Here is a 23595-nt window from a genome sequence, read left to right on the forward strand (position 1 = left end):
AATTGAAACAGCAATGTACTCATCCTGCCATTCAAATTTCACCCCTGACAATTTCTTTTGATTAACCCAATGAGAAGATTCTCCTTTCATTAATCGAGCTATTTCTTGAATCGACTGAGAACTTCCCAGAGAAATAAGTGCATGACAATGATTTTCAACACAATTTAAAAAATCAATATGGATATTTTTGTCTATTGCATTTTCTCGAATATGACTGATTAATTTGGGATTCAACTGTCGTGAAATAAGTTTCCCTCTGTCTTTCGTCGCCCAGATAAGATGAATCCAAATTCGAATATATGGCATCATAGGTCTCCCCACTTTTTGGGCTGAAGCCCAATTTGTTTTGCTTTCGCAGGCCCACGAGCTGAAGCTCGTGGCAAGTTAAAATTGTTTTGCACCTACTCTAATAAAATCTTCAATAACCACCATTTAAAATCAACCTTCTCTGCCTTTTAGAAACCACTCCGTTCACATTTGACTTGCCCCGATTTTTAAATCGGGGTTCTTGGATTTTACATGAAAATCCCGGGCTTTAGCCCAATAACGATCGTTTTAATCTCCAAATTCTTTGGGTTGAAACCCCAACCCCCTTTATTTCCTTCTATCCACGAGCTGAAGCTCGTGGCAAGTCAAAGGAACCTTTTTTTCTTGCACAAAAATCCCAAGAAAATGAGTCCATCTCGATTGGCCTGTTTTATTTCATCGGAACTATTTCACTTCATTCTTGACTTGCCCCAATTTTTTCACCCTATTTTCCCTCGTATCGCGGGGGGCGTTTCTCTAAAAAGGCCCGGATTCCCTCCAGTCGATCCTGTGTGAAAATAGTTTCTGCGTAATATTTCCGCTCGATTTCAAGCGCCTCTTTCAATGGAACTTCAAGGCCTTTTTGGAGGGCTTTTTTTGCCGCCCGAACCGCCACGGGTCCATTTTTGGCTATTTCCGCCGCCAGATTCATGGCCGTGGGGAGCAGATCGTTTTTGGGCACCACAAGATTAGCCACCCCCCATTTTTGGGCCTCCTTTGCCGAAAAGACCCGGGCCGTGGCAATCCAATAAAGGGCATTGCTGTAGCCGATTAGCCGTCCCAGGCGCTGCGTCCCCCCGGCACCGGGGATAATCGCCAGGCTGGTTTCCGGAAGTCCCACGCGGGCCCCCTCGGAGAGAATCCGAAAATCGGCTGCCAAAGCCAGCTCCAGTCCCCCGCCCAAAGCCGCCCCATGAATGGCCGCAATGACGGGTACCGGAAGTTCGGCCAATTTTTGAAAGGTCTCCCGAATGGACGAAACAATGGTTTCGACCTCTTCTTCGGGGATATTGCGGCGTTCTTTTAAATCGGCCCCGGCACAAAAGTGCTTGCCTTCGGCACGCAGCACCACCACGCGAAGCTCTCGTGCCTCCACCTGCTCGGCCGCACGATTCAGCCAGCGTGAGATTTCACCCACCATCACCCGGTTCAGTGCATTGACCGGGGGCCGATTCAAAGAAAGAACCGCAATTCCATCGTTGAGTGAACAGGAGATCCACTCAAACAACACACCGGCATCCATCAGTTCAACAACACCGCCTTGTACCCATATTGCAGAATACCGGCATGCCCTTCCTTTTGAATGCGCCGGAAAATAATTTCCACCCGCTTTCCGATCTCCAATTCGTCAAAAGGCGTATCCACAATCTGTGTGGTCAGCCGGACACCATCATCCAGTTCAACTATTCCCAGAGCAAAGGGTGCCTGCATGGCGAAACTCTCCGAGGGTGTGTAAATGATGGTGTACGTCAAAAGTGTTCCGGTTTTCTGAAGCGAAACCGGTTCAAATTCCCGATTGCCACATGTCGAGCAAACCCGCCGCGGCGGAAATTCAATGTGGCCGCACTTCGTGCATTTGGCACCCTCTAACCGGGCGCGTTGAGGAATCTCTCGCGTATATCGTGGAACAATACTTTTCATCACATGGCCTCCAAAATATGAATCGTGCAACTTCCTCCGGAACCTCCCATGTTCTGGGTCAGTCCGATTCGGGCATTTTTAACCTGTCGATCGCCTGCCGTCCCCCGAAGCTGGGTGACCACTTCAGCGATCTGTGCAATTCCCGTGGCACCCACCGGATGTCCTTTGGATTTCAACCCTCCGCTGGTATTCACAGGGATTTTTCCATCCAGAGCCGTGATTCCATTCTCGGCGGCCTCACCGCCCTTACCCTTTTCCACAAATCCCAGCTCTTCGTATGCACAAATTTCTGCAATGGTGAAGCAATCGTGCACCTCCGCCAGATCAATTTTATCCGGTGTGAGTCCCGCCATCTTGTACGCCTTTTCGGCGGCCACTCCGATAGAAGGAATCGTCGTTAAATCGGATCGATTGTGCAGGGCAATGGTGTCTGATGCCTGGGCTGTTGCCCGGATTTTGACCGGCTGCCCCTTAAACGCTTTGGCCATTTCCAGAGGAACCACAATCGCCGCCGCTCCTCCGTCCGTGACGGGGGAACAATCAAACAGGTGCAGGGGATCCGCAACCATTGTGGAATTCAGAACGGTGTCTTTTGTGATTTTCATCTGAAATTGGGCATTCGGGTTCAGGTAGCCGTTTGCGTGATTTTTTACGGCGACGGCCGCCAGCTGCTCGCTTGTGGTACCGTACCGGTGCATGTGTGCCCGGGCAATCATGGCATACAACCCGGGGAAGGTAACCCCAAAATAGGCTTCGTATTCCTGATCGGCCGCTGTCGCAAGGATGTACGTCGTATCTTCTCCATCGTTCATTTTTTCAACGCCGCCAGCAAGCACAATATCGCTGTAGCCCGAGGCCACTTCAAAAATTGCCTGCCGTAAGGCCACACTTCCGGAGGCACAGGCCGATTCCACCCGGGAAGAGGGAATAGGTGCCACGCCCAGATAATCGGCCAACAGGGAACCAATGTGCTCCTGTCCCACATACAATCCGGGGGACATACTGCCGATGTACATGGAATCGATGTGATCCACGCCGGCATCGTCAATCGCCTTCAGAGCCGCTTCAACAAAAATATCCCTTAGCGATTGATTCCAGAGCTCGCCAAAGCGGGTCATTCCGACCCCGATTATGGCCACGTCTCGCATAAGTCACTCCTCTCTATTTTCAATTCCATTTTGAATTCTATGTCCCGGCTTCTGCCCAAATGCGCAGAAGAATGGGAGCATTCGTGATTCGAGGACAAATTTCACAAGCAGATCAGTCATTTAACTGAATTTTGCCCCGATATCGGACGTATTCGCCATAGGTTAAATAAATCTTCTTTCTTGTGGTGATCTCTTTAAAAGTCGGTGCCCGGTGGCGTGCCCCTTCGATTTCTTCCGTCATCTGAAAAATGAAGGCATCGCTGCCCGCACCCGATCCGAAGGAAACCATCAGGATTTTATCGCCGGGAGCCGCAACGTCCAACGTGGCCGACAACCCCGTAATGGAGGATCCGGAATACGTGTTCCCGATCCACGGCACGACCCAGCCCGGCTCCATCTGCTCTTTCGTAAATCCAAGTGTTTTTCCGGCTTTGAGCGGGAACTTCCCGTTGGGCATGTGAAAAACAGCGTATTTAAAATCCGACGGCTTCATTCCTGTTTTTTTGAGAATACCCTCGGCGGCACCTAACACATGTTTAAAATAGGCCGGATCACCCGTGAAGCGGCTGCCGTGCATGGGATACATTCGGCCTTCCCTCCGCCAGAAATCAGCCGTGTCCGATGTGTAGGAATACGTGGCCAAAATTTCAGCCAGCACCTTTTCTTTTCCCATGATAAAAGCAGACCCGCCGGCTGAAGCCGTAAATTCAAGGGCATCGTTGGGTGCACCCTGAGAGGTATCAGCACCAATGCCCATTGCGTAGTCCATTTCTCCCGATTTGATGTGGCTGTAAGCCACGTACATGGCCTCTGAACCCGCTTTGCAGGCAAATTCATAATCTGCCACGTGGACTTCCGGTCCGATCCCCAGGGCGTCTATTAAGACCGTCCCACTGGGTTTCACCGCGTAGGGGTGGGATTCCGAGCCGATGTAAACCGCCCCAATTTTTTGAGGATCGATTTGTGCCCGTTTTAACGCATTTTTTGCCGCAGCCACGGCAATGGTAATGGCATCCTCATCCATTCCCGGAACAGATTTTTCGTAAACGAGAATGCCTTTTTTGATCTCATCGCCGTTTTTCCCCCACTGTTTGGCGATTTCATCCACGGTAATGCGGTAGCACGGCACATAGGATCCATATCCGACAATTCCGATCATAGAATCCTCCTGAGTTATTGGATTTTGTTTTCGATCGAGTTACAAAAACGATTCACCGCCTTGCCCCAAAGACACAGGCGAACTTCAGAATCCCGGCGGCGATCGCCTCCATTTATAATTTCCCGCTATGTAAAGCCGAAAATCCGGCAAAAGCCGGCAAATTTCTGACATTTGCTTTTTCTGAGTTTTCGTGCATCCATTGGTAAATCCCTATCTGGTATCCAATCTTGTGAAAGATTTGAAACCTCCGCAAGAGCTGTGACATTGGTGTTTGTACAATCCCCAATTTTGCCTTTGTATTTCTGAAAAAACCGTCCTGTAACCCGGTAACCGACCCACCGAGAACCTGTTTTTACATTCTCATCACCCCGTTTTTAAACTCCGGGATGATCGGATTGTGGTCCGCCATTTCGAGTCCCTGAATCAAGAGCTTTCGCGTATCGCGGGGATCGATAATATCGTCCACCACGAGCCGCGCTGCGGAAAAATAGGGGGAGGTTTCTTCCTCGTAGCGTTTCATGATGTCCTTTTTCAGAGCAGCCTTTTCCTCATCCGAAAGATTCTTTTTGGTCAGGAGAATGGTGTTGGCCGCAATGCCGCCTTCCATGACGGCAATCCGCGCGGTGGGCCAGGCAACAATCAGGCGCGGATCGTAGGCCTTTCCGCACATGGCGTAATTCCCGGCACCGTAGCTATTCCGGATAACGACCGAGAATTTGGGCACCACCGAATTGGCCTGCACATTCACGAACTGGGCGCCGTCCTGAATAATTCCCTCATTTTCCGCCTGGCGTCCCACCATAAAGCCGGTCACATCGTGCATAAAAATCAGGGGAATTCGCCGCTCGTTGCACATCATAATAAAATGGGACGCCTTATTCGCCGAATCGCTGTAAATCACATTGCCCATTTGAATTTGCGGCGGCTGCGGACGACCATAGGGATCGGGCGGCATCTCCTTTTTGACCGGTTTTCCCTGATTCGCCACAATCCCAACCGCGTAGCCGCCAATGCGGGCAAAACCCGTGACAATGGTTTGCCCCCAGAGCGGTTTAAATTCCTCAAAACGGCTGCCATCCACAATTCGGGCAATGATCTCCCGGACATCGTAGGTCTGGGTGGGTTCCGCCGGTAAAATGCCCAGAATTTCTTCCGGATCGTAGGCAGGCTCTTCCGGAGTAATCCGGTCGAAATTTGCCCGCGGTTTCTCACCGATCTGAGCCATCTGATCGCGTATCCACTGGAATGCCTCTTCTTCATCTTCCAGCAAATAATCTGCTACGCCGCTGACGGCATTGTGCATATATGCGCCGCCAAGCGTGTCCAGATCCACGTCCTGCCCCAAAGCGGATTTCACCAAAAAAGGGCCCGCCAAAAACATGCTGGCATTATTTTTCACCATCGCCAGCGAACTGCTCATCCCCGGCAGATAGGCACCTCCCGCCACACACCAGCCAAAGACACAGGAGATTTGCGGGATTCCCATGGCCGCCATTTTGGCATTGTTTCGAAAAATGCGGCCAAAGTGCTCTTTATCGGGGAAAACCTCCCATTGCCGCTCCAAAAACACCCCTGCCGAATCGACCATGTACACAATAGGCAGGTGATTTTCCATGGAAATCTCCTGTGCGCGAAGATTTTTTTTGCAGGACAGTCCCACCCACGAGCCCGATTTCACCAACGGTTCGTTGGCCATGATGACCGCCTTTTTCCCGGAGATCGTCGCAATTGCAATGACACTTCCGGCGTAGGGGTACCCTCCCGGAACATCCTGGTACATGTTGTAGGCGGCGAAACGGCCGATTTCCAGAATTTCAGTACCGGGGTCGATGACTTTTTGAATTCTCTCGCGGGCAGAATATTTTTTTCGTTTGTGAAGTTTTTCTAAGGCTTTTGGATTGGGCTGGGTAAACTCCGTTGCTCGGGTGCGCAGGTCCATTAACAGCGTGAGCATGTGGTTGTGGTTCTTTCGAAACATCTCTGATCGGGTGTTCAGTTGGGAAACAATCCTTTTCATAGAATAACCACTTTCATATTGTTAAATAACAAAATTTTGCACGTGATCCGGCCAATTTTTGAAGAACAAAAATGCATTAATTCATAGTGTGGCAAGCCACAATTAAAAAATATTGACGCCGCGGATTCACGCATTATATTTGAACAAAGAATGAAATTCGCGCATTTGCGGCTCATTCTTTTTTGGGTTGCATTGAGAAATACAAAGAACCACCAAACCCTTTTACGGTTTTTTGGGTTATCTCAAATCCTTCACCCGCAATTGAAGGGTTTTCTGCCCCCTGAAATCATTTTCTTCAATCACGTATACCATGTCGATATTTCGCTCTCCCGGTGAGACACGATAAAATAATTCACCCAGATTAAACCCGATGGCATCAATCAACGTACCATTTTGGCGAACCTTGAATTTAAGATGATTACTGCCTACAATTTGGGGATTTCCAACCACTTGCACATTTTTACTCAAGAACACCGGACGCATATTCGAAGGTCCAAAGGGGCCAAACAGTTTGAGCAATCGAAAAAATCGGGCGTCAATATCTTTGAAACGAATTTCGCCATCAATAAAGATTTTTGGGATCAGGTGATCTTCCGTCATGGTATCGTGGGCAATTTGGTTCAAATTATTTCGAAAGGATTCAATATTCTTTGCTTCAATGGAGAGTCCGGCCGCATATTTGTGCCCACCGAATTCCAACACATCCGACTTGCAGGCTTTTAGCGCCTGATAAATATCAAATCCGGGCACGCTGCGGGCGGATCCCTTTCCGACCCCATCCTCCAGAGCGATCATCACCGTGGGCCGAAAATATTTTTCCACAATTCGGGAGGCTACAATTCCAATCACACCCGGATGCCAATTTTCCCGGCCCAAAACAATGGTCCAATCGCGGTCCGGATCAAATTCTTTTTCAATCACTTCCTGCGCCTGGCGAAAGGTTTCTTCATCAATATTGCGGCGATTGCGATTTTCCGCCTCTAATATTTTGGCCACATTTCGTGCCTGAGAGAGGGAATCGGTTGTGAGAAGATGCACCGCCCGATCGGCCTTTCCCAATCGGCCGACGGCATTTATCCGCGGCGCCAGAATAAACACCACTTGCCCCGAATTGATTTCTTTTCCAAACAGGCCGGAGCTTTCCATCAGCGCCCGAATACCTGCTTTGGGCTTCGCATTAATGAGATTCATTCCCTCCCGCACCAGAATGCGATTCTCGCCCGAAAGCGGAACAATATCAGCGGCGCTGCCAATGGCGACCAGATCCAGGTGATCGAAAGCCAATTCTTCGGGCAATCCCAACTTACGGGCCACCGCCTGTGCAAATTTAAAGGCCACGCCCACACCTGCCAAGGAATTAAAGGGATAGGTGCAATCCTGCCGTTTGGGATTGATAATCGCCAGGGCGTCGGGCAATTCGGCACCGGGTTCGTGATGATCTGTAATAATCACATCCAGTCCCAGCTGACGAGCCAGAGCCACCTCTTTTGCACCGGTAATACCGCAATCCACGGTAATTACGAGCGAGGCTCCTCTTTGAGCCGCTTCCCGGATGCCATTTTCCGAAAGCCCGTAGCCTTCTGTCATGCGGTCAGGAATATAGGTGAATGGATTCAGTCCAATTGATTTGAAAAAGCGGTAAAGCAGGGAAACCGAGGTCGCCCCATCGACATCATAATCGCCGTAAATCAGGATCTGTTCGTTTGTCTGTACAGCACGCGCCACCCGATCCACAGCTTTTTCCATATCCTGAAATAAAAAGGGGTCGTGAAGATATTCAATACTGGGCCGAAAGAACTCTTTCGCTTTCTCGAATGTATCAACCCCTCTGCGAATAAGAATTTGTGACAGAATGTAAGGAACATTTATCTCTCTGGCGAACTGCTCGGATCTTTTAGGATCGGGCGCGCCAGCCAAAACCCACTGTGGATTCATCCGTTACCATCTTTCTCTTTTCATGGCATTTATCCCCATGCGACGACTCATTGAATAAAAAGTATTGCTCTCTGTTTGAATGGATCTCCAAATCCGGCATCAAATAAACTTTCTCGTCTGAAGCCGATCGATAAGCCGAATTCTGTGCTCCGAAAATTTCGGAGCGGCGATCATTTATCTGGACCCCGTGTTGCCACAGGGTTCACGCGACCTACCCAAGGGTTACCGGAAGCGGGCCGCTTCCTTTTCCGCCGATAGCGGACGTCCCCTCCTACTTGGTCTTGCTCCGGACGGGGTTTACCAGGCTTTTCGGTTTCCCGAAAACCGGTGGGCTCTTACATTACTCCGCTAAAACGGACCCACCTTTTCACCGTTGCCTCCATGTCCCTCATCCCGAACAATCGGGGTAAGGCGGATTGGCTGTGTTTTTTCTGTGGCACTTTCCCCGCCTTACGGCGGGCCGCCGTTAGCGGCCGTCCTGCCCTCTGGAGTTCGGACTTTCCTCCCGAAATTCAAGATTCCGGGCGATCACCTGATCTGCTTCAGACGAGAAACTAACACCGAACTGAATACTGTTATGAATGAACACCCCTTGCGAAGGTTTTATCCACCGCAAAGCCTAATTGATTGTTTAAAGAATCGGGTTTATTTACCTGCCAGGTTCAGCGCCTGGTTAGCCAACTGATCCGCTTCCTTCGTTTGGGTTCGGGGAACATTAACAATGTTAACAGGAAATTGAACGCTCTCAATCAAAATCTGCGCTTTCTGAAACAACTCTTTCAGTTTCGGGTCGCGCACTTTGTAGAGTCCCGACAATTGCCGCGCCAAGAGCTGGCTGTCTGTAAAAACCGTTAATTCAGAGACATCATAGCCCTTTAATTCTTCCAAACACGTAATAAAGGCTGTATATTCGGCGACATTATTTGTGGCTTTTCCAATGACCCGGGCTATTCGTTTGATCTCTTTTCCCTCTTCATCGCGGACCAGAATTCCAATGGCTGCGTCTCCAGGATTCCCCCTTGAAGCTCCATCAACAATAGCCGTTAATTTTAAGCTCATTTCGTTAAAAAGTTCCTTGTTCCCTACCTCGCAAGCACCCTTAGTACGGCACTTTTCATATCGGGTCCGTCAAATGCAAGGATGGTTTTGTCAACTGTTTTATTCAAATAGTTAAAAAACTTTGAAAAAATCAAGATTTCTGACACAGGCAATGGCTTGTAACAAAACAAGATCCATAATTTGTGATAAAAATTAATTTGCCATTAACACAGGGTCACTTTACAATCAATTGAAAAATATGTTTTTACCTACTATTTTTCTGTTATTGACCCTCCCCCCTTCCCCCTCCCTTAAATAAGGGAGGGGGAGCGAGGGGGTGGGTTGAAAAAAAGATAAATACTAAAATCCGATTTTTCAAAGCTTTCTAGTTAAATAATTACTCTTTTTCCACGTCTTCTTCATCATTTTCCCATACCAGAATGCGTCCGCACCCTTCACAAAAGATCAGCTTATTCATTCGCCGAATTTCCAGAATTTTTTGCGGGGGGATAGACAATCGGCATCCGCCGCAGGCATTATCCGACACCGGCACAACAGCCATCCCATCCGCCTTCCCCTTTCTGATACGTTCGTAAGTTCGATAAATGGGAACATCCAGATCGTGCACCAGCTCTTCACGGCGTTTTTGAAGATCAGAAACTTCTTTTTTCGTTACGTCCATCTTCTCCTGAAGGACCTTTTGCAGCTCCCCGGAATCCTTTATCATCTCTGCAATTTCTTCTTCCAGGGCCTTAATTTCAGAAGCCAAGACCTCTTCCATTTCAGAGGCTTCCAAAAAGGCTGTTTCCTGTTGGTCAATCGCCTCTTTTGCCGCCTCAATTTCGGCCTGAATCGCATCATACTCCCGGTTAGACGTTACCTTGAACAGCTGATCATGGTACTTCTGCTCTTTTCCCTTCCACGATTTTATGTCCAATTCGGCCTGATGCTTTCTTATGGAGGTTTCCTCAAGCTGGACCCGTTTTTCTTCCAACAGCGATTGCTTGCCGGTCAAATCCGATTTTAAATTCTCCAATTGAACAGGCAAATCTCCGTACAGGGCATCCAATTTCTTCAAACGCGAATCAATTCTTTGGAGCTCAATCAAGATTTTCAATCTGTAGGGCAACTCATTTCTCCTTTAATTTTCAGATATAAAAAAAGTGCACTTTGAATGAAAGTGCACTTGATAATTTATCCGGCGGAATTTGTAGTTTTGCACACAAGAACGATCTGTTGATCAATTGAAGCAAAAACCACTTTCTCTTCCCTTTCTTCATAAAACGGCAAACCACCGCCCCATTGCAATGCCCACCATTTTGTTTCCGGCGCCTGCGTTTTCTTTTAATGGTCGGGGTGTCTGAGATTCATTTATTAAAATACGGTCCATTTAAGAAAGCCTTTGTTACCAAAAAATCATTTTAAATATAAAAAAATGAAAATATAAAATCAAGTAAATTTAGTCCGTCGGACAGGACTTCCATTATTCCTTGAAAATGGCAAATTGCCTACGCAATCAACCGTTCGTATTCTTTCATGGCATAGCTGTCCGTCATTCCGGCAATATAGTCGGCAACCAGACGAATAAATTCCGACTTTTCCTGAATGGCCTCCGGATGCCATTTATCGATAATGTATCCTGATTTCCCGTTTTTGGATTGAAAATAGCGGGTGGTTGGATAACTGTGCATTTCTGCCGGTGTTTGAATATAAGCACGGAAGAGTTGCCGAATAACAAGGGTGGCCAGATTGTCGGCCCAGTAAATTCCCGGGCGATGAATAATTTTCTGGCTGATAAATTGATCCAGCTCCTTTTGCAAAGGATCCATCGTTTCTGAGAAAGCCACAATGGGCTCATTGAAAAAATTCCAGCGATGGTGCTTGTGATAGAAGCCTTCCAAACGGTGCAGGGTCTCTTTTAGAACATCCGAAACCAACCGGTTAATCAGCTCCCGAATCAGGCTGTTCATGTACAAAAATTCATTTTCATCCGGCATCAAACCGGCTTCTTCTTCCACCCACTGGATCAGGGTGATATTTCGGATATCCCCAATTGACACATGACCCGCCCGAATGCCATCTTCCAGATCGTGGGTGCGTTGGGCGATTTCGTCGGCAATCGCCACCACCTGTCCCTCCAGCGTCACAGACGATTCGCTGTCCATAAAAAGATGCTCGCCATTCCAATCGGGATAACTGATCTGATGCCGATTGAGCCGGGTGTGTTTTAAAATTCCCTCCCGCACCGCGCCTGTCAGATTAAGACCTTCAAATGCATATTTTTTCTCCAGCTCATCCACCACCCGGACGCTCTGGTAGTTGTGTTTAAACCCGCCCAGGTCCGCCCCTTCAAGAAACCCGTCGAGAGTATCTGCGCCCCGTAGAATCTTGTGGAGCACCACTTCTCCGATATGTCCAAAGGGAGTGTGGCCAATATCGTGGCCAAGGGCAATGGCTTCGATCAGGTCTTCATTCAGGCCAAGCGATCTGCCCATCGTTCGGGAAATCTGGGAAACCTCCAGGGTGTGGGTGAGACGTGTGCGATAGTGGTCGCCGGTGGTCACCATAAACACCTGACGTTTGTGTTTCAGCCTCCGAAAGGAACGGGAGTGAATAATTCGATCCCGGTCACGCTGGAAATTGGTCCGGTAGGGATGTTCCTCCTCAATGTACAACCGCGTGGCGTTTTTCTCGGCGCTCCGGGACGCATACGGGGCAAGACTCCGCTCCTCTTCCTCTTCAAAATCTTCACGCCTTCGCAATTTAAGCACATTGTTTTCCTCGGAGGAAAACAGCGACATCTGTTCAAGCGGTTCTTTTTGCATAGGCATCCTGACTTATCTTTCGAAACGGATCGGGCATTCTTTAAGACACGCTGTGACTACCCTTGGTTTCTTCGTCCTAAATAGTGCTCCAGCCGATCCATTCCTTCTTCGATAGCTTCCAAAGAATTGGCGTAGGAAAAACGCATAAATCCCTCACCGTTACTGCCAAAATCAATTCCCGGAGCTACAGCCACGTGGGCATTTTCCAGAAGATCATACGAAAATTTCAGGGAATCCCGGGTAAATTTCTTTGCATTCGCAAACACGTAAAATGCTCCGGTGGGTTCCACTGCAATGCCGAAACCCATTGCCCGCAGCCTCTCAATCAGGTATGTCCGCCGTTCATTGTACTGCCGCTTCATGTCTTCCAATTCCGGATGAGACTCGGTCAGGGCCGTTATTCCGGCGATTTGTGACGCGGCATTGGCGGAAATGAAAAAATTCTGCTGCAGTTTCTGAATGGGACGAACATACGCCTCAGGGACAATGACATAACCCAGCCGCCAGCCGGTCATGGCAAACAGCTTTGAGAAACCGTTCAGGACAAAGGCATCAGGAGAAAGCTCCAGGAAGGAATGTTCCTGCCCTTCGTAAACCAGACCGTGGTAGATCTCGTCAGAAATAATGGGCACATTCAGCCGGGAGATTTCCACCATCTCTTCAGGCGGCAGTAAATGTCCGGTAGGATTCGACGGGGAATTGATCAGAATAGCCCGGGTTCGCTCCGAAAGTTTTTGCCGAATATCTGCGGTACGGTACTGAAACCCATTTTCTTCTGCCACATCAACAAAAACGGGAACGCCTTCCAAATAGCGAATAAAATTGGCGTAACACGCATATCCCGGGTTGGTCAAAATAATTTCGTCACCCGGATTCAGAAGAACGGACAAAATCAACAACAGGCCCGGGGAGGTACCCATAGTCACCACGACCTGATTGGGATCGACGGTTACATGGTATTTTTTTCGGTACCAGTCGGAAATGGCCTCCCGCAGGGGGTAAATGCCCATGCTGTGGGTATAGTGCGTTGCCCCTTCCGAAAGGGCTTTTTGGCCCGCTTCCAGTATTTTTCGGGGCGTCGGGAAATCGGGTTCGCCAATTTCCAAGTGAATAATGGAATGCCCCTCGCGCTCCAGCTCATTGGCGCGTTCCAGAACATCCATCACCAAAAAGGAGGTGAACTCCCTCAAACGATCGGGCAGCTGAAAGGGTCGGTTTAGCGTCATAATTATTTTTATCCGTTGTTAAAAACCATACTTCTCATTTTCACCCTAATGAATTAGGGTGATTGTACAACAAAAATAGAGTCCGAAAGAACAGCACATTCTCCAAAACCGCCTCATACCATCCCCCCAATTTATTGGGGTGAAAAAAAAAGAACCTGTTGTTTCGGGCGACGACCCATTTTTGTGCCGGTTCGAAAACCGCACCTTTTCGCCCAAAAGACTCACCCGGAAAACTCCAACTTCCTCAGGCGCTGATCCATCAAATAATCCGCCCATTTCCATAAAATGACCAAAATCACCAAAAGAACAAGTAATAACGGAAGAAAATACTGGGAAAATCGAAAAGCCAGATATTCGACCCCTCCCCCAACCACGAAAACGGGGATAAACAGCACGGTCATTAAAAACCGCATATTCGACTGCCCCCGTTCAAACGGCTGAGAAAGCGGATATTTCGTATTGAAGAGTGCCAAAAACATAAAATAAACCAGAGCAATAATCCCATTTAAAAGGGTTACCAGAAAGGCGTGCCACGGGGGTATTTGTGTCATCAAAATGAGAAAAACAAACGTGAAGAAGGGAATGATATACCGGATCAGGAATAATTTTGCCCCGCCCCAAAACAGGGCGGATGGCTTTTCGATAGGGGCCACCCAGAAAATCCACGCTCCCTGCCAATTTTCGGAGGTAGAGATAATTTCATAGAAAAAGAAAACCACATAAACCAAAAAAATGAGAGGGAAAATGGTTTCAAAACCGTTTACCCCCTTAAACGGGTCCGAAAGAGACCCTTCAAAAAGGAAAAATGCCAGCATGGCCAGGGGAATTCCAAAGGACGGGAAAAGACGTGTTCGAAGGGTACGATCGCGCTTAAGATAGGTTGCCGTCAATTCAAACCCAAATTCTTCTTCACCCGAACGAACCCAACGAAACCAGCGCCTCCATTGGGATCGTCCGGCAAGTTTTCGCCGGGGGTGCTCTTTTTCAAATCGTTCCGTTTGTGAAGATATTTTCTGCAGATAGCTGGCGTACTCCAGCGAGATATTTCGAAACGCAAGGGTTAAAAGGATGGCTGTACTTCCAATGGCCAAAAGTGACAAAAACACCATGTGGGAATCAAATCCGGAATAAAAACCTGCCGTCAATCCGGCAAACCAGGCAGGGGGAACCAGGAAATTCCAGATATTTTTGAATTGAAAAGCGATATGCCCGGGTTGGATATGTTCACTCATCCGCGGGATAAACTGGTATCCAATCACCAGGATAAATGTCAGTGCCATTTGGACATACGCAAGAATGTCCTTCAGGCGATCGTAATTGACCCATTTTACCAGCAAGGTATAAAATAGAATCATATAGGCGGCTGTACTTAAATTGGCCATCCAGCTGACAGCCAGAAAAAGCGGAGCAAACGTCCAATGACTCCCCTTCACCCAGACGCCCAGCACAGCCGGCAAGAGCGTAAGGGAGGCCCCCATAATGGTGATGTAGAAAAAAAGGTTGGCCAGCCGGGCCACAAAAAATGTGCGGGATGTAATCGGGCGATGCCCCAGAATATCGGCGTCCAGCGGATTAATAATGATTTCATGAAATTCAATAATAATCGCCATCGCCAGCATAACCATTGAGATGGTAAGGATCAGGAATGAATAGGACGCGACATCCGTGACTTTGAAAATCCCCACAGCCATCATAATGCTGATAAAAAAGTAGGAAAGAATGGTGTACAAAAAGGTCGATTTTTTCGATGACCGGCCCGAAGATAATCCTCTTCCAAGGGTACTTTTTCGAAAATCCAATTTCAGGCTTGCAATAAAAAGCGCCTTCACCTGTAACGGATCGATCATATATTTTTGAAGAATGCGTTGGATCATTGACTCTATTCCGCTACGACCCGATTATTTTTGAAAACGCTTCGGCAATTTCTCCCATATCTTCCGAATGCGTTACCTGACTAAATATTTCCTCTAATGATGTTTCCCGTGTCATTTCCTGCAAATCATGGATGCTTCCGTCCGCCACAATTCTCCCGTGATCGATAATAATCACCCGATCGCAAATTTTCTCAACCACTTCAAGAATATGTGAGCTGTAAAAGATGGTTTTGCCCTGATCGGCCAGCTTTCGAATGAGTTCTTTTACCAGAAGTGCCGAGTTTGCATCCAGACCGTTGAGTGGTTCATCAAAAAAGATGACACTGGGATTGTGCAATAAAGCAGAGGCAATGACAATTTTTTGCTTCATCCCCTTTGAAAAGGTGTCCATTCGTTGATTTTTGTGTCTTTCCAATTGGAAAAGTTGGAGAAATTCTCCAATCCGGCGTTTTAACGGATCTTCTTCCAGATGGTACAAACGCCCGATTAATTGCAGATATTCCAGTGGAGTCAGTTTTTCGTACAACGCCCCGGATTCCGGAACGTAACCGATGCGCCTTTTGACCTCGATGGGATTCTCAAGAATATCGAATCCCTCGATAGAGGCCGATCCGAAAGTTGGTCGAATCAGACCGGTGAGCATTTTTATGGTCGTGGTTTTTCCTGCTCCGTTTGGCCCCAAATATCCACAGACCTGGCCCGAAGGCACCGTGAACGACACATGATCAACAGCCGTAAAATGTCCGAATTTGCGTGTCAGTTCCTTTAGTTCAATCATCCTTAACCGCTACTTTTTTTCAGCCAATTTCTTTCGCAAAAGGTCGTTTACCAGTTTCGGGTTGGCTTTTCCCCGTGTGGCTTTCATCACCTGCCCCATAAAAAAACCGATCAGGCTTTCTTTCCCGGCAAGATATTTTTCCAGTTCCGCAGGATGGGATTCGATCACTTCAACTACAACTGTTTCCAGCTCAGAAGAATCACTCACCTGCGCCAGACCTCTGGCTTCTACAATTTTACGCGGAGACTTCCCGGTTTCTGCAATCTCATTAAAAATAGCCTTTGCCGTATTGGCATTAATCGTACCGTCATCAATCAATTTTAAAAGTTCAACCAGATTGTTCGGAGAAATCCGGGAATCCTGTATGTCCAGTTTTCGCTCGCCCAAAAATCGCAGGACTTCGCCCATCATCCAGTTACTCAACTTCTTGGCATCTTCATAACGTTTCATGGCCTCTTCGTAAAAATCAGCCAGGTACTTTGAAGTCGTTAAAACGGTCGCATCATAATCCGGAAGGGCATAGTCCTTGACAAAACGTTGTTTCTTTTGATAGGGCAGCTCCGGCAGCTCTTGAGCAATCCGGTTTACCCACGCAGGATCCACATCCAGAGGCACCAGATCCGGCTCGGGGAAATACCGGTAATCGTTGGCTTCCTCTTTGGAGCGCATGGGAATAATTTTGCCTTCTTTTGCATTCCAGAGCATGGTCTGCTGACTGATTTTTCCGCCTTTCAAGAGGATTTTTCTCTGGCGCTCAATCTCGTATTCCAGTGCCTTTTCAACTCCGTGGAAGGAATTCATATTTTTTACTTCTGTTTTCACTCCAAATTCCTTCGCTCCCACCGGCCGAAGCGAGACGTTTGCATCACAGCGCAAACTTCCCTCTTCCATATTGCAGTCGGAGATCTCCAGATATTCCAGAATTTGCTTGAGCGTGGCCAGATACAGGTAGGCCTCCCGGGGGGAACGCATATCCGGTTCACTGACAATCTCAATCAAGGGAACTCCGCAGCGATTCAGATCCACCAGGGTTTCATTTTTGCTTACGAATTCCTCTGCATGAACCGATTTTCCTGCGTCTTCTTCCATGTGAATGCGCGTAATTCCGATGCGTTTTCGTTGCCCGTCCGATTCAATCTCCACATATCCGTGTTCACACAGGGGTTCCTCAAATTGGGAAATTTGGTAGCCTTTGGGTAAATCGGGATAGAAATAATTTTTCCGGGCAAAAATAGAATGCTCGGCAATGGTACAATGGGTAGCCAGTCCCATTCGAATGGCATAATCAACGGCTTTTTCATTCAATACGGGCAATACACCCGGCATCCCCATGCAAACGGGACACACATGCGTGTTCGGCGGGGCCCCAAATTCCGTACTGCAAGAACAGAAGATTTTGGATTCCGTTGAAAGCTGTGCATGAACTTCCAGACCAATGACGACTTCATATTCCATTGCCAATTAAACTCCCGAGTTTTGAGATGCCAAGAGATAGATTTCCCAAAAATGCTACCTTCCTGATCCATAAAAAATGGATTTATCCACCATTTTTTACCGATTTTTATCCCTCGTTAAAATAAGTTAAAAAATAAAAAATAATTCGCTGAATATCAACCTAAAACTCACGATTCGTCATCAGACGCCATTAAACTTTCCAAAAGGGCCCGCTGTTCTTCGATGAGGCCTTCTGCTTCTTTAAGTTTTCCGGCATCGAGAGCTTTTTTAATCTCAACTTCCAGCTCTTTCAATCGCTCTTCCGTTGAAACAGCCGGTTTTTTATTAAACAAGTCGAGTTGGGATTTCCTCGGTTTTTTTGACATCGTGCGGATCCTATTTTCTCATTGTATCCAAATCCATGTCTCATTTATCCTCGTCCACAGACCCCGATTCTTTATCTTTTTTTTCTTTTCCCGTGTTCTTTTTACCCTTTTTCTGAGTGATGTCCTTTACCTGGGTAAGCAAATCCGGAATGAGATCTACGACTTTTCCCCAATTGAAATTTTCTTCTTTGGCCGTTAGGGAAAGAAGTTGGGCTTTTCCATTCGTAATCACAATAAAGGCAACCGGTTCAATACTTGCACCTCCGCCCAGAGCCGTTCCATCATTTTTATCCTCTTTATTCTTTTCCGCGCGGGTTCCGCCGCCGCCGCCAAACCCGAGGGATACTTTTGAAACGGGAACCACAACGGAATCCCCTGCATGAATGGGTTTTCCGACCACCGTTTCTGTTTGTACCATTTCGCGCAATTCGGCAAGCACATTTTTCAGGATTGATTCAAGCTGCATGGGGGTCCTCACTTTTTAGTGATGCGAATCTTTCTCCCTGCTTCTGCGAAAAACACAGAATCAGGAAACTTAATCTGATCATATTAAAACGGACTCTTGCAAAAGGGCCAATGCATCCATTTTTTAAATACATTACACAGAACTATTTTGGAATTTCAGCAATCGCATTCAGGCGTTTTCTATTTGATTTTTCTAATTTTCAGCCAAAACGGCACGGCTGTTTTAACCAGACCGATCAGCCGAAACTGAACATCTGTCGTAATCCATCCTGAAATTTCCTTGTTCAGGAACTCAGGATAAATTGTCAATGAAGAGAGGGGAATCACCTCCCGCACAGCCAGCCAGTACCCATAAAATAGTCCTGTTGTAAAAGGCGATCCGAGTCCCACGTGCACAACCCCTTCCAGATTGGAAAATTTGAATTGAACCAGAAGTTTTTTCAGGGTCCGCCTCCCCGGTTGCCAATTTTTCTTGAGAACAAGCAATCTGGATTGTAAAGAGCGCTTCTTCTTTTTGGGAGGGCGGGTTTTGGTTTTTGCTTTTCCCGGCGTCTTGGGTGTCAAATCTTTCTGGTAAATCTTCCAGGAACCCAGGAAGAATCCGATCTGTTTTCGGTTATCGAAAAAATCAAAACGGACGCTTAAAAGATTCCGCAAAAATTTAATCAGAACTCGTGCATTTAGTTTGGACTCTGTACGGGACGCTTCTCCTGAAATTTTTGTGCGTGAAAAAAATAATGCAATCAAAAAAAGAAAAATGCCGGCAAAAATACCAATGAATAATCCTATTAGCGTGTTCATAGGAAACGACAACCGAAAATTATCTGATGACTGCATTTGGACAGATTGCGTAACATAAAAAAATATACGTGATTTGAGCTAAAAATGCCAGATATTTTGTTTCAAAATCAAAGATTTGGTGTGGGGCCAAAAGCCTTTTCAGGAGAACATAATGGGAATCATTTCGAGTTTCCATGTCGCCTCGCTGTCGGCGAAAGCGGAGGAAAACCCACTGTCTGCGCAAGTTATTGGCCCGATTTTTCGCCTGAAAATGAGTGGCAATGATTTATTTCTGCAAAAAATAAAATTTTTTGTTGACAAATGGGAAAATTTTTTTTATATTTAAAGTCGTCAAAATAAGGAGTGTAAATGGCGCATCATAAATCAGCAATCAAGAGAATTCGAACAAACGAAAAAGCGCGTTTGCGAAATAAATTTTATCGGTCGACACTAAAGACAGCGATTAAAAAAGTTCGTCTGGCCGAATCGAAGGAAGTGGCTCAAGCCAATTTAAATCAGGCTATTTCCATGTTGGATCGTTTGGCCGTCAAAGGCATCATTCATAAGAATAATGCTGCCCATAAAAAAGCCAAACTTACCCGCTTCGTTAATAACTGGCACTAAGTTTTTTTGAAACCGGGTGATCTGCCTTGGCCGGTAACTCCCCCTAATTCCGGCAACGTCAGTGATCCCGGTTTCTTTTTTAGGCGCTCATCTCTCAGATGAGCGCTTTTTTTATTTCTATTCCCCATCAGGTCGTTTTCACAGGCCGAACAATTTTTGCCGTTCAAATATCCTGCTGCGTAAATTCGATGTGGCGCCATCCGTTCCGGGATTATCCGACCTGGTAGTTAGGCGCTTCTTTGGTGATGATCACATCATGGGGGTGACTTTCACGAAGACCGGCAGATGTAATCCGAATAAAGCGGGTCTTGGATTTCATTTCCGGAATGGTTCTGGCTCCGCAGTAGCCCATGGACGCGCGCAGTCCGCCCATCATTTGAAACACCGCATCCCCCAGTTTGCCTTTGTAGGGCACCCGTCCTTCAATCCCTTCCGGCACTAATTTTTTTGCTTCCGATTCCTGAAAATACCGGTCGGCACTGCCTTCCTTCATCGCGGCCAACGATCCCATCGCGCGGTACACCTTGTAGCTGCGCCCTTCGTACAAAATGGTTTCACCCGGACTTTCATCCATTCCGGCGAAAAGATTGCCGATCATAACCGCGTCGGCTCCGGCGGCAATTGCTTTTGCGATATCTCCGGAATACTTGATTCCACCGTCTGCAATAATGGGAATGTCATATTTTTTTGCAGCGGCAGCCGCATCGATGATCGCCGTAATCTGCGGCACACCCACACCGGCGATCACGCGAGTAGTACAAATGGAACCGGGACCAATGCCCACTTTGACGGCGTCCACCCCCGCTTTGATTAGATCTTCCGTTCCTTCGGCGGTCGCCACATTTCCCGCAATTAGGTCCACATTGGACAACCGCTTTCGCAGCTCTTTTACCGTTTGCAAAACACCCTGAGAATGCCCATGAGCCGTGTCCACCACAATCACATCCACGCCCGCTTTTACAAGGGCCTCCGCCCGATCAAACACATCGGCAGAAACCCCGACGGCGGCCCCCACGCGCAGCCGTCCCAGATTATCTTTGCAGGCGTTGGGGAAATCCTTCTTCTTTTGAATGTCTTTAACCGTGATGAGCCCCTTCAGGTGATTCTTGTCATCCACAATCAACAGCTTCTCAATTCGATATTCCTGCAGCAGCTTTTCCGCCTCTTCAAATGAAATCCCCTCCGGTGCCGTAATTAGGTGATCTTTGGTCATCACTTCGGCAATTTTGCGGCCGGTGTGAGTGATAAACCGCAGATCGCGATTGGTCAGGATGCCCACCAGTTTATTGTTTTTCACAATTGGAATTCCTGATATTCGATAGCGTTCCATCACATCCAGGGCATCCTGCAAAGTGGCTTCCGGCGGCAGGGTAATCGGATCAACGATCATGCCGCTTTCGGAGCGTTTTACTTTATCCACTTCCCCGGCCTGTTGTTCAATAGGCATATTTTTGTGAATAATGCCGATACCGCCTTCGCGCGCCAGAGCAATCGCCAGGCGGGCCTCCGTTACCGTGTCCATAGCCGCGCTGACCAGTGGAATGTTCAGGCGGATGTTACGCGTCAGATGCGTGCCGATGGACACCTCTCTGGGCAAAACAACCGATTTTGCAGGCACAAGAAGCACATCGTCAAAGGTTAAGCCCTCTTTCCAAACTTTTTCAAACGCCATAAATAACTCCTATTTTTTGATCGTGCCAAAATGTTATGATATTTTTCAACAATCCTCATTTAACCCGAATCTCTTTTTCCACAAACCGAATGATTTTTTGAGAAGCAATCAATTCCGCAGCCGTTTTAATATCGGCCCAAAGTTCACGATCTTCCCGCAGTCGAGGAATTTCTTCTCGCAGCGCCTGAAAGGCAAGCGTGGAACCTTTGCCCGCCTTCAGCGGACGCCGCAAGTCAATGCCCTGTGCGGCGCAGAGGGCCTCGATGGCCAGAACATTTTCCGAGTTCTCAACGATGGCCAGGGCCTTCCGGGCCGCTGCGGCACCCATGCTCACCAGGTCTTCCTGATTGGCAGATGTCGGAATTGAATCCACTGAAGAGGGGTGTGCCAGCACTTTATTTTCCGAAACCAGCGCCGCCGCCGTCACCTGGGCAATCATAAAACCCGAATGCAATCCGGGGATATGTGCCAGAAACGGGGGCAATTCGCTGATGTTCGAATCCATGAGTGCGGCGATTCGCCGTTCGGAAATATTGGCCAGTTCGGAGACGGCAATGGCAAGGGTGTCAAGCGCTATGGCAATGGGCTCGCCGTGGAAATTGCCTCCGGAAAGCACATCACCATTTTCAGGAAAAACCAGGGGATTGTCCGTAACAGCGTTAATTTCCGTGGTAATCACCCGCCGCACGTAGGCCAGGGCTTCACGGGCGGCTCCATGCACCTGCGGCATACACCGGAGGCTGTAGGCATCCTGAACACGGGAACAACCCCGGTGCGATTCGCGTATGTCGCTACCCTCCATAAAGGCCGTCAGATTCCATGCGGCATCTTTCTGCCCCTGAAAACCGCGTACCTCCTGAATTCTGGGATCGAATGGAATATCCGACCCCAGTAGCGCTTCGGCGCTCATGGCTCCGATGAGGTCGGCATGGCGGGCCAGGTTTTCGGCCCGAAGCAACGCCATCGTTCCCAAAGCCGACATGAACTGGGTGCCGTTGATAAGCGAAATCCCCTCCTTGGCCTCCAGCTGAATGGGCGTGAGCCCCGCTGCAGCCAAAGCCTCCGTACCGGGAAGGCGCTTTCCCTGATAAAGAGCTTCCCCCCTGCCGATGAGAACCGTTGAAAGGTGAGCCAGCGGGGCCAGATCCCCGGAAGCGCCCACCGACCCTTTTTCGGGTACGATGGGGTGCACGCCGCGGTTCAGCATATCTACCAAAAGTTGCACCAATTTGACCCGGACACCCGAAAAACCTCTGGCCAGGCTATTCACCTTGATCAGCATAATTGCCCGGACAAAGGCTTCGGGAATCGGTTCGCCCACTCCGGCGGAGTGGCTTTTAAGCAGATTGATCTGCAAATCCACGATTTTATCATCGGAGATGTGGACGTCGCTCAGTTTTCCAAAACCCGTATTGACCCCGTAAATCGTGCGTTTCTCGGCGATCGCCTTCTCAATCACATCCCGCGCCCGCTGGATGTTTTGGATGGCCCCTTCGGAAAGCACCACCGGTCGATTTTCAAACGCCACCTGCCAGACGTCTTCGGGAGTCAGATTCCCGCCTTCTATGATGAGTTTTTTCATACGAAACCTTTCTGTTTGCAGTCAGGAACGCTTGGTAAATAGCCTTCATCCCGGGAAACGTGCTCCGGTCGTCGAGTGTCTGCCCGGATCCCGAGCCTGCCGAGGAACAGGCGGATGTATCGGATAACCGGGAACCAAAATTCAAAATCAAATATCCACTTCTTATTCAAACCATCTTCTTGTTTCGTGAAGAAGGTCCTGCTCGCTTTCAAAAATTCGGGGTTGAAGAGGCAGAGAATCCAGAAAAATCTGCCCGTACTGGAAGCGCAGCACGCGGTTGTCCAGAATCAACACCATTCCGCGGTCACTGCCGGTTCGGATGAGCCGCCCAAACCCCTGCCGGAATTTCAATACCGCCATCGGGACGGACATCTGAAAAAATGAATTTCCACCCCTTTTTTCAATTTCCTCCATCCAGGCCTGAAAAATCGGTTCGGCAGGCACTTCGAAGGGCAATTTGGTTACGACCAGCAATTCCAGTGCTTCGCCGGGAATATCCACGCCTTCCCAAAAACTGTTGGTGCCCAGCAGCACAGCCGTCCCTTCTTCCTGAAAGAGCCGAACCAGGGAATTTCTTGATCCGTCGATTCCCTGAGCCAGCGTCAGAATTCCTTCGCCTTCAAGCCTGGGTTTAATATGCCGGTAAACCCGTTGCAGCATATCGTACGATGTAAACAGAATTAATGTGCCGCGTTTTGTCTCTGA

The 23595-nt window shown here is 48.1% G+C and carries 21 protein-coding genes and 1 other RNA gene; 1 reads left to right on the forward strand and 21 read right to left on the reverse strand.

From position 1 onward, the window contains the following. The 18 genes from GXO76_15345 to GXO76_15430 form a co-directional block, all read right to left on the reverse strand. Positions 1–306: transposase (locus tag GXO76_15345; GenBank protein NOY79227.1), on the reverse strand; the 306-nt coding region annotated here is incomplete at its 3' end. Between the two features lie 445 nt (positions 307–751). Continuing rightward, entirely contained in the window at positions 752–1549 is a 798-nt protein-coding gene (locus GXO76_15350; GenBank protein NOY79228.1) for an enoyl-CoA hydratase, read from the reverse strand. Then, complete coding sequence (locus GXO76_15355) at positions 1549–1947, reverse strand: Zn-ribbon domain-containing OB-fold protein (GenBank protein ID NOY79229.1); 399 nt, start codon at positions 1945–1947, stop codon at positions 1549–1551. Before GXO76_15355 ends, GXO76_15350 begins: the two co-directional genes overlap by 1 nt. Continuing rightward, positions 1947–3095, reverse strand: coding sequence for a thiolase domain-containing protein (locus GXO76_15360; protein NOY79230.1), 1149 nt, complete (start codon positions 3093–3095; stop codon positions 1947–1949). Before GXO76_15360 ends, GXO76_15355 begins: the two co-directional genes overlap by 1 nt. Before the next feature lie 112 nt (positions 3096–3207). Then, the gene (locus GXO76_15365; GenBank protein ID NOY79231.1) at positions 3208–4254 is read right to left on the reverse strand and encodes a hydroxymethylglutaryl-CoA synthase; all 1047 of its coding nucleotides are present in this window, start codon (positions 4252–4254) and stop codon (positions 3208–3210) included. 352 nt (positions 4255–4606) lie between these two features. Next, positions 4607–6232, reverse strand: coding sequence for an acyl-CoA carboxylase subunit beta (locus GXO76_15370; GenBank protein NOY79232.1), 1626 nt, complete (start codon positions 6230–6232; stop codon positions 4607–4609). Between the two features lie 276 nt (positions 6233–6508). Further along, positions 6509–8206 carry a single-stranded-DNA-specific exonuclease RecJ gene (gene recJ / locus GXO76_15375; protein NOY79233.1) on the reverse strand — a complete coding sequence of 566 codons (1698 nt, stop codon included), beginning with the start codon at positions 8204–8206 and terminating at the stop codon, positions 6509–6511. Between the two features lie 115 nt (positions 8207–8321). After that, positions 8322–8750: RNase P RNA component class A (gene rnpB / locus GXO76_15380), an RNA gene on the reverse strand. Between the two features lie 101 nt (positions 8751–8851). Continuing rightward, positions 8852–9265, reverse strand: a complete 414-nt coding sequence (locus GXO76_15385; GenBank protein ID NOY79234.1) for a ribonuclease HI family protein — start codon at positions 9263–9265, stop codon at positions 8852–8854. A 376-nt stretch (positions 9266–9641) separates the two neighbouring features. Next, positions 9642–10373 (reverse strand): hypothetical protein, encoded by a 732-nt coding sequence (locus GXO76_15390; GenBank protein NOY79235.1) that lies wholly within the window; start codon positions 10371–10373, stop codon positions 9642–9644. A gap of 379 nt (positions 10374–10752) precedes the next feature. After that, a complete protein-coding gene (gene dgt / locus GXO76_15395) occupies positions 10753–12069 on the reverse strand; it encodes a dNTP triphosphohydrolase (protein NOY79236.1) in 1317 nt (438 codons plus the stop codon). A 56-nt stretch (positions 12070–12125) separates the two neighbouring features. After that, a complete protein-coding gene (locus GXO76_15400; GenBank protein ID NOY79237.1) occupies positions 12126–13295 on the reverse strand; it encodes a pyridoxal phosphate-dependent aminotransferase in 1170 nt (389 codons plus the stop codon). A 221-nt stretch (positions 13296–13516) separates the two neighbouring features. Further along, positions 13517–15169 (reverse strand): hypothetical protein, encoded by a 1653-nt coding sequence (locus tag GXO76_15405; protein NOY79238.1) that lies wholly within the window; start codon positions 15167–15169, stop codon positions 13517–13519. A 13-nt stretch (positions 15170–15182) separates the two neighbouring features. After that, positions 15183–15947 (reverse strand): ABC transporter ATP-binding protein, encoded by a 765-nt coding sequence (locus tag GXO76_15410; protein NOY79239.1) that lies wholly within the window; start codon positions 15945–15947, stop codon positions 15183–15185. Between the two features lie 9 nt (positions 15948–15956). Continuing rightward, complete coding sequence (gene gatB, locus GXO76_15415) at positions 15957–17402, reverse strand: Asp-tRNA(Asn)/Glu-tRNA(Gln) amidotransferase subunit GatB (protein NOY79240.1); 1446 nt, start codon at positions 17400–17402, stop codon at positions 15957–15959. Positions 17403–17569: 167 nt separating this feature from the next. Continuing rightward, entirely contained in the window at positions 17570–17734 is a 165-nt protein-coding gene (locus tag GXO76_15420) for a hypothetical protein (protein ID NOY79241.1), read from the reverse strand. 73 nt (positions 17735–17807) lie between these two features. After that, a complete protein-coding gene (locus GXO76_15425) occupies positions 17808–18233 on the reverse strand; it encodes a sporulation protein (GenBank protein NOY79242.1) in 426 nt (141 codons plus the stop codon). Positions 18234–18412: 179 nt separating this feature from the next. Next, positions 18413–19033, reverse strand: a complete 621-nt coding sequence (locus GXO76_15430) for a hypothetical protein (protein ID NOY79243.1) — start codon at positions 19031–19033, stop codon at positions 18413–18415. 348 nt (positions 19034–19381) lie between these two features. On the opposite strand from GXO76_15430, the gene rpsT reads away from it, so the two are divergent. Beyond that, positions 19382–19636, forward strand: a complete 255-nt coding sequence (gene rpsT, locus GXO76_15435) for a 30S ribosomal protein S20 (GenBank protein NOY79244.1) — start codon at positions 19382–19384, stop codon at positions 19634–19636. A gap of 211 nt (positions 19637–19847) precedes the next feature. Here the strand turns inward: rpsT and guaB are convergent, their stop codons facing one another. The 3 genes from guaB to GXO76_15450 form a co-directional block, all read right to left on the reverse strand. Next, complete coding sequence (gene guaB / locus GXO76_15440) at positions 19848–21308, reverse strand: IMP dehydrogenase (GenBank protein ID NOY79245.1); 1461 nt, start codon at positions 21306–21308, stop codon at positions 19848–19850. A 55-nt stretch (positions 21309–21363) separates the two neighbouring features. Beyond that, positions 21364–22890 carry a histidine ammonia-lyase gene (hutH, locus tag GXO76_15445; protein ID NOY79246.1) on the reverse strand — a complete coding sequence of 509 codons (1527 nt, stop codon included), beginning with the start codon at positions 22888–22890 and terminating at the stop codon, positions 21364–21366. 162 nt (positions 22891–23052) lie between these two features. Beyond that, a partial coding sequence (locus GXO76_15450; GenBank protein ID NOY79247.1) for an ATP-dependent helicase DinG occupies positions 23053–23595 on the reverse strand: 543 nt, incomplete at its 5' end.

The sequence above is a fragment of the Calditrichota bacterium genome, assembly GCA_013151735.1.
In the GTDB taxonomy this organism is placed as follows: Bacteria; Zhuqueibacterota; JdFR-76; order JdFR-76; family BMS3Abin05; genus BMS3Abin05.

Excerpts from the sequence above, each read along its gene's own strand:
- GXO76_15360 (NOY79230.1), bottom strand. The coding sequence starts at position 3,095 with ATGCGAGACGTGGCCATAATCGGGGTCGGAATGACCCGCTTTGGCGAG.
- GXO76_15385 (NOY79234.1), bottom strand. The coding sequence starts at position 9,265 with ATGAGCTTAAAATTAACGGCTATTGTTGATGGAGCTTCAAGGGGGAAT.
- GXO76_15365 (NOY79231.1), bottom strand. The coding sequence starts at position 4,254 with ATGATCGGAATTGTCGGATATGGATCCTATGTGCCGTGCTACCGCATT.
- GXO76_15410 (NOY79239.1), bottom strand. The coding sequence starts at position 15,947 with ATGATTGAACTAAAGGAACTGACACGCAAATTCGGACATTTTACGGCT.
- gatB (NOY79240.1), bottom strand. The coding sequence starts at position 17,402 with ATGGAATATGAAGTCGTCATTGGTCTGGAAGTTCATGCACAGCTTTCA.
- GXO76_15425 (NOY79242.1), bottom strand. The coding sequence starts at position 18,233 with ATGCAGCTTGAATCAATCCTGAAAAATGTGCTTGCCGAATTGCGCGAA.
- GXO76_15350 (NOY79228.1), bottom strand. The coding sequence starts at position 1,549 with ATGGATGCCGGTGTGTTGTTTGAGTGGATCTCCTGTTCACTCAACGAT.
- GXO76_15400 (NOY79237.1), bottom strand. The coding sequence starts at position 13,295 with ATGACGCTAAACCGACCCTTTCAGCTGCCCGATCGTTTGAGGGAGTTC.
- guaB (NOY79245.1), bottom strand. The coding sequence starts at position 21,308 with ATGGCGTTTGAAAAAGTTTGGAAAGAGGGCTTAACCTTTGACGATGTG.
- GXO76_15355 (NOY79229.1), bottom strand. The coding sequence starts at position 1,947 with ATGAAAAGTATTGTTCCACGATATACGCGAGAGATTCCTCAACGCGCC.
- GXO76_15370 (NOY79232.1), bottom strand. The coding sequence starts at position 6,232 with ATGTTTCGAAAGAACCACAACCACATGCTCACGCTGTTAATGGACCTG.
- hutH (NOY79246.1), bottom strand. The coding sequence starts at position 22,890 with ATGAAAAAACTCATCATAGAAGGCGGGAATCTGACTCCCGAAGACGTC.
- rpsT (NOY79244.1), top strand. The coding sequence starts at position 19,382 with ATGGCGCATCATAAATCAGCAATCAAGAGAATTCGAACAAACGAAAAA.
- recJ (NOY79233.1), bottom strand. The coding sequence starts at position 8,206 with ATGAATCCACAGTGGGTTTTGGCTGGCGCGCCCGATCCTAAAAGATCC.
- GXO76_15430 (NOY79243.1), bottom strand. The coding sequence starts at position 19,033 with ATGAACACGCTAATAGGATTATTCATTGGTATTTTTGCCGGCATTTTT.
- dgt (NOY79236.1), bottom strand. The coding sequence starts at position 12,069 with ATGCAAAAAGAACCGCTTGAACAGATGTCGCTGTTTTCCTCCGAGGAA.
- GXO76_15405 (NOY79238.1), bottom strand. The coding sequence starts at position 15,169 with ATGATCCAACGCATTCTTCAAAAATATATGATCGATCCGTTACAGGTG.